Origin of the sequence: Paenibacillus sp. 276b, from assembly GCF_900107875.1 — a bacterium.
Taxonomy (GTDB): domain Bacteria; phylum Bacillota; class Bacilli; order Paenibacillales; family Paenibacillaceae; genus Paenibacillus; species Paenibacillus marchantiae.
Genome location: NZ_FNRR01000015.1, coordinates 43,494 through 50,055, shown reverse-complemented (window position 1 = coordinate 50,055; position 6,562 = coordinate 43,494). Strand labels below are relative to the sequence as shown.

General features: G+C 45.2%; 4 protein-coding genes, 1 rRNA gene and 1 pseudogene. All 6 read left to right on the top strand.

Annotated features, from left to right (window positions below; genetic code table 11):
* Window positions 1-3: 3 nt before the first annotated feature.
* Window positions 4-120 (top strand): 5S ribosomal RNA (gene rrf / locus BLV50_RS32135).
* A 354-nt stretch (window positions 121-474) separates the two neighbouring features.
* Complete coding sequence (guaB, locus tag BLV50_RS32130; protein WP_024628817.1) at window positions 475-1,932, top strand: IMP dehydrogenase; 1,458 nt, start codon at window positions 475-477, stop codon at window positions 1,930-1,932.
* 446 nt (window positions 1,933-2,378) lie between these two features.
* A complete protein-coding gene (locus BLV50_RS32125) occupies window positions 2,379-3,752 on the top strand; it encodes a D-alanyl-D-alanine carboxypeptidase family protein (protein ID WP_176854911.1) in 1,374 nt (457 codons plus the stop codon).
* A 294-nt stretch (window positions 3,753-4,046) separates the two neighbouring features.
* A pseudogene (locus BLV50_RS32615) lies at window positions 4,047-4,124 on the top strand (hypothetical protein); the annotation flags it as partial.
* Between the two features lie 57 nt (window positions 4,125-4,181).
* Complete coding sequence (pdxT, locus tag BLV50_RS32115) at window positions 4,182-4,772, top strand: pyridoxal 5'-phosphate synthase glutaminase subunit PdxT (protein ID WP_090812032.1); 591 nt, start codon at window positions 4,182-4,184, stop codon at window positions 4,770-4,772.
* 267 nt (window positions 4,773-5,039) lie between these two features.
* Entirely contained in the window at window positions 5,040-6,323 is a 1,284-nt protein-coding gene (serS, locus tag BLV50_RS32110; RefSeq protein ID WP_063567620.1) for a serine--tRNA ligase, read from the top strand.
* The last annotated feature ends 239 nt before the right edge of the window (window positions 6,324-6,562 follow it).

The following is a 6,562-nucleotide window of genomic DNA, read 5'->3' as shown; positions in this document are numbered from 1 at the left end:
GCGTTTGGTGGCGATGGCGGAGGGGTTCCACACGTACCCATCCCGAACACGACCGTTAAGCCCTCTAGCGCCGATGGTACTTGGACCGCAGGGTCCTGGGAGAGTAGGACGCCGCCAAGCAAAGAACCACTACCGATGTTATTCGGTGGTGGTTTTTATTTGTTTATAAGCAAAAATTAGCATTAACTATTAGTTTAGAAATAGTACACTAAATGACTTAACATAGATAAACGCCACTCGTTATGAGTGGCGTTTCATATATATAAAATGAACCTGTCCGTATGACAAATACAGTTGTATGCATCAGGCAATACACCTAATATAACCAGGGAGTTTCCCTTGACAGTCTAAATAACGCTTTGCTAAGATGGCAATAATAAATTTTTCAGAAAACGTATTTTCGGCATGAAATACAGCCTGAGATCTTCGGGTTTTGGACCGTAAAGCTGAGCAAACATAAGGAGGAACGCCCGCGTGTGGGAAGATAAATTTGGTAAGGAAGGTTTCACCTTCGACGATGTACTGCTGGTGCCCCGGAAATCCGAGACACTGCCTAAAGAAGTGGATGTATCTGTTCGTTTGAGTGACAGCGTTAAACTGAATATTCCTTTGATTAGTGCTGGTATGGATACTGTTACGGAAGCGACATTGGCTATTGCCATTGCCCGTGAAGGCGGTATTGGTATCATCCATAAAAATATGTCTGTTGAGCAGCAAGCGGAGGAAGTGGATCGGGTTAAGCGCTCGGAGAGTGGTGTTATTACCAACCCGTTCTCATTGACAGCGGAACATCTGGTTTCTGATGCAGAATCGGTTATGGCAAAATATCGCATTTCCGGTGTACCGATTGTTGAAGGAGATCAAAAGCTTGTTGGTATCCTGACAAACCGTGACTTGCGTTTCATCCACGACTTCTCCATTAAAATCAGCGAAGTCATGACTCGTGAGAATTTGGTTACTGCGCCTGTAGGTACTACACTGCAAGAAGCAGAAGGCATTCTCCAGAAGCATAAAATCGAGAAACTTCCATTAGTAGATGAGTCCAACACACTGAAAGGTCTCATTACTATTAAAGATATCGAAAAAGCAATTCAATTCCCTAACGCAGCTAAAGATGCACAAGGACGTTTGCTGGTTGGAGCAGCGATCGGGATTTCCAAAGACACCTTTGAACGTGCTGATGCATTGGTTCAAGCCGGTGTGGACCTGATTACGGTAGACTCGGCACATGGACATCACATAAACATCATTGATGCGGTTCGTCAGCTGCGCGAACGTTTCCCGAACCTGACCATTGTTGCAGGTAACGTTGCTACAGGCGATGCAACCCGTGAATTGATTGAAGCTGGGGCATCGGTTGTCAAAGTGGGAATTGGTCCAGGTTCCATCTGTACAACTCGTGTAATTGCTGGTATTGGTGTTCCTCAAGTTACAGCAGTATACGATTGTGCAAATGTAGCACGTGAATATGGCGTACCAATCATTGCTGACGGTGGTATCAAGTACTCTGGTGAGATTACTAAGGCTCTTGCTGCAGGTGCTCATGCAGTTATGCTGGGAAGCTTGTTTGCAGGTACGGCAGAAAGCCCGGGAGAAACGGAAATCTTCCAAGGACGTAGCTACAAAGTTTACCGCGGCATGGGTTCAATGGCTGCAATGAAACAAGGAAGTAAAGATCGTTACTTCCAAGATGATGACAAGAAACTGGTTCCGGAAGGAATTGAGGGACGTGTTGCTTACAAAGGTCCATTATCTGATACGATTCATCAGTTGATTGGTGGTCTACGCTCAGGTATGGGATACTGTGGTACAAGCAGTTTGGAACAGCTTCGTAACAACACTCAGTTTATTCGTATTACAGGTGCGGGGCTTCGTGAAAGCCATCCGCATGATGTACAGATTACGAAAGAAGCCCCTAACTACTCGTTGTAATCTGAATTGTGTTAATCATTTCCAGGACAGGCTTGGCGATTTTCGCCGGGCCTGTCTTTTTTTGCGGATACCCCTGTGATAGAATAGAACAAGCGGTAATGATCCTTTAATGGATTAGGGCATTGCGGCGGTTTTTTGACGTGAGTCTATGAAACTGCTTCTGACAATGAATTTTGAGTGATTGAAAAAGGTTGAAGGTAGCCCAGCGAAAAAAGAAGCGCGGACGTCCTTTTACATAAGCATTTCATTTAATGCTAACTAAGTGACAATCGATTCGAACTTTAGGAGCAATGACATTGCTCTTTCGATACAGCGCATATACGACACACCTCACACATCATCTCCACTTGTTAGGGACTAAGAAAATATTGCAGCTCAAGCTGTACTGAAGCACACAATAGAAAGCTTCGGACCGAAGGGAGTATTCATCATTGAAAACCAAACAAATGAATAAGAAAAAACGTCAAATGCTCAAAAAAAGCGTAGCCTCGGTTATGCTGATTAATATGCTCTGCATGTCTGCGGTAATGCCTGTTATGGCTGCTGCAAACGATTCAGGGCAGGTATTGACCGCGGCAGCTACAACAACGAAGACTGAAAAAGCCGTGGACATTCCTTCGGCAGACTCACTGGGACTCGATGTTAAATCAGCCATACTGATGGAGGCTTCAACGGGCCAGATTCTGCTCAATGTGAATGCGGATAAAGCTATGCCGCCAGCAAGCATGACCAAAATGATGACCGAGTACATTGTGGCTGAACAGGTCAAACAGGGGAAATTAAACTGGGATGATGTCGTTACAGTTAAAAAGAACGCAGCGGAAAGTACTGGATCACGGATTTTCCTCGCAGAAGGTGACCAACATACAGTCAAGGAGCTGTACATTGCTATGGCTGTTGGTTCTGCCAATGATGCTACAGTGGCTTTGGCTGAACACATCGCTGGCTCCGAGCAAGCTTTTGTGAAAATGATGAATGATGAAGCGAAGCGTATGGGAATGAAAGATAGCTACTTCATCAACTCCACAGGACTGGATCGTGCAGATATGCCTGCGGACTTCCGCCCAACTGAGGATAAAGAAATCGTCATGTCGGCACGGGATGCGGCCATTTTGTGCAGATACATCATCATGGATCACCCGGACTACAAAGATTTTACAACCATTCAATCTTATAAATTCCGTCCTAATGACAAAGATCCAATTGTTAACTATAACTGGATGCTGGAAGCGAATAAAAATATAACCAACTTCAAAAGCTATGCCTATGAGGGTCTGGACGGGATGAAAACGGGCCATACCACAAACGCTGGGAATAACTTTACGGGTACGGCTGAGCGTAATGGCATGCGTCTGATCAGTGTGGTTATGGGTACCGATTCGGAGCCAGCGCGTTTCAGAGAAACAAAGAAAGTATTGGACTTCGGATTCAACAATTTTGAAGTGAAACAGGCGGTTGCTGCCAAAACTAAAGTCACAGGCTGGGAAGCTGTACCTTTGAAAAAAGGGAAGGAAACAACAGTACCTGTTGTGACGGATAATGCAGTAAGTTTCGTTGTACCTAAAGGTACTCAAAACCTGGACGTGACATTTAAAGCGAATGTAACTGAAGCTGATAAGCTGGTTGCTCCAATTAAGGCCGGAACCAAGGTTGGGACGGTTACTTATACGTACAAAGCTGAAGGAATTGAGCCACAAGAGAAGACAGTGAACCTCATCACCGCAGAAGAAGCCGAAAAAGGCGGTTGGTTCCGTCTCTTCTTCCGTGCAGTGAAAGATTTCTTCGTTGATCTGTTTGATGGCATCAAAAACCTGTTCTAATAGATAAGGTGAAAGAAGACGGGATAATATGACATTTTCAATATAGTGTCGTTAGACCATTGACAAAATACAAGTAATTCCGACCGGATGGATTGTATATTTACAATTTTTCCGGTAAAATATCAAGTTAGAATTCTACGTATAAATCAGTTTAAAAGTCTATTGTTCTTCTAACTGACAATGCATATTTCACATCCTGTTTATGGACAAGAACGACACATCCATTACGGTAGATTGGGGTATGGAAACGGGAATAGCACGCGTAAAAAGAGGTGCGAAAGCGCGGATCGGACATTATGTAGCGCCAAGGACTTGGGTGAAGCGTTGCGCCGGATTGGCGAAGGTGCTTCCATGATCGGTACCAATTCCAAACTTGCACCTTCCGAGCCCATGCAGGATCGCGGCTGGTAAGAGAAAGGTGGATTTTAAATGAAGATCGGCGTTTTAGCACTTCAAGGGGCAGTCACCGAGCACATTCGTAGTATTGAACGGGCCGGAGCAGAAGGATTGGCTATCAAACAGGTTCAACAACTTGATGAGCTGGATGGGTTGATTCTTCCTGGCGGTGAGAGTACCACGATTGGCAAACTGATGCGCAAATATGGTTTCATGGAGGCCATTCGGGCATTCGCTGCTGAGGGTAAACCGGTATTCGGCACCTGTGCTGGTTTGATTGTTATGGCCAAACATATTGAAGGACAAGAGGAAGCTCATCTGGAGCTAATGGATATGACCGTCTCCAGAAATGCATTTGGACGGCAGAGGGAAAGCTTCGAAACGGATCTTTCGGTAAAAGGCATTGAGGAGACGGTAAGGGCAGTGTTTATACGGGCACCCCTGATTGAGAGTGTAGGAGAAGAGGTAGAGGTTCTTTCCACTTACAAGGATGAGATTGTCACTGCTCGCCAGGGGCATCTGCTGGCTTGCTCCTATCACCCTGAGCTGACAGATGATTATCGAATGCATGCTTACTTTGTGGACATGGCTAGGTCGTATAAACAGCCTGTACAGAACCAATAGTGGTTGATATACAACCTATGATCTGCTGGTGAACCGGATCAGTCCTTCAGAGGCTTTACACGGCTTGCTGGCAAGGAGCTGTCTGGTCAGATACCTGATGTTGCCCGTATCTGCTTCCAAAGCGGGAATCGCAGCGTAGGGTAGCGCCGGATGTCATAGGTTGTTTTTTTACCATTGAGGAATGATGAAGCTATAAGGCTGCAAAGTTTTTACAGGAGTTAATAAGGAAGGTTTCTACTTTGTGGTGTTATTTAGGAGGGGTATTTAGTGCTTGATGTGAAAATATTGCGGAATGAGTACGCACGTGTTGAAGAAGCATTGACGAAACGTGGCAAATCGCTGGATCTAATCGCTGGGTTCACGGACATGGATGCCAAGCGTCGTGAGTTGCTGCAAGAGAGTGAAAACCTGAAAAGTCGCCGGAATACGGTATCCGGAGAAGTTGCCAAGCTTAAAAAGAGTGGTGAAAATGCGGATGAGTTGATCCTTGAGATGCGCGAAGTCTCCGATCGAATCAAAGCAATGGATGAAGAAGTGCGTGAGTTGGAAGTGAAGATCAACGATCTCACTATGGCGATTCCGAACATCCCTAACGAGAGTGTGCCTGTTGGTGCGTCCGAAGATGATAATGTGGAGATTCGTCGTTGGGAAGAGCCGAAGTCATTTTCATTTACACCAAAAGCACACTGGGAAATCGCACAGGACCTTGACATCCTTGATTTTGAAGCGGCTGCCAAAGTAACAGGCTCCCGTTTTACCTTTTATAAAGGGCTGGGTGCACGTCTGGAACGTGCTTTGATCAACTTTATGATGGATCTGCACAGCGATCAGCATGGCTATGAAGAGATTCTACCTCCATACATCGTTAACCGCGATAGCTTGTTTGGAACTGGCCAACTGCCGAAATTCGAGGAAGACCTGTTTAAGCTGAAAGATACCGAGTATTATTTGATCCCTACCGCTGAAGTTCCGGTAACGAACTATCATCGTGAAGAGATTTTGAATGCTGACCAGTTGCCTAAACACTTTGTAGCATACAGCTCGTGTTTCCGATCCGAAGCAGGTTCTGCTGGACGGGATACACGTGGCTTGATTCGTCAGCATCAGTTCAATAAAGTTGAGTTGTTGAAACTGTCTTCTCCTGAGACCTCCTATGAGGAATTGGAGAACATGACTCAAAATGCGGAACGTGTGCTTCAATTATTGGGGCTGCCTTACCGTGTTCTGACGTTGTGTACAGCAGATATGGGCTTCACGTCTGCCAAAACATATGACATTGAGGTCTGGTTGCCGGAAAGCAATACGTATCGTGAAATCTCGTCTTGCTCCAACTGTGAAGACTTCCAAGCACGTCGAGCTAATATCCGTTTCCGTAGAGAGCCAAAAGCGAAACCGGAATTTGTTCATACGTTAAATGGTTCAGGACTGGCAGTGGGGCGTACAGTAGCTGCTATTCTGGAGAACTACCAACAAGAAGATGGAACAGTGGTTATTCCTGAAGCACTGCGTCCTTACATGGGCGGAGTCAGCGTGATTGCCCGTCGTTCCTAAGATGTTCAACTAAATGAATGAAATAAAAAATCGTCTCCTGACAAATGGAAGTTTACAACGTTCCATTTACACAGGGAGACGGTTTTTTTAGTATACAGAGCAGGGCTGAACCGATTCTGAACAACCATATCAATCTTCAGGTAGCAATGTTTACCGGTAGTTAGTAGGTGGAATTTCCCTTTTTGATGTATCGAACAATAAATCTTATAAAAAGGTTGCTTTCTGTCATACAATTATGG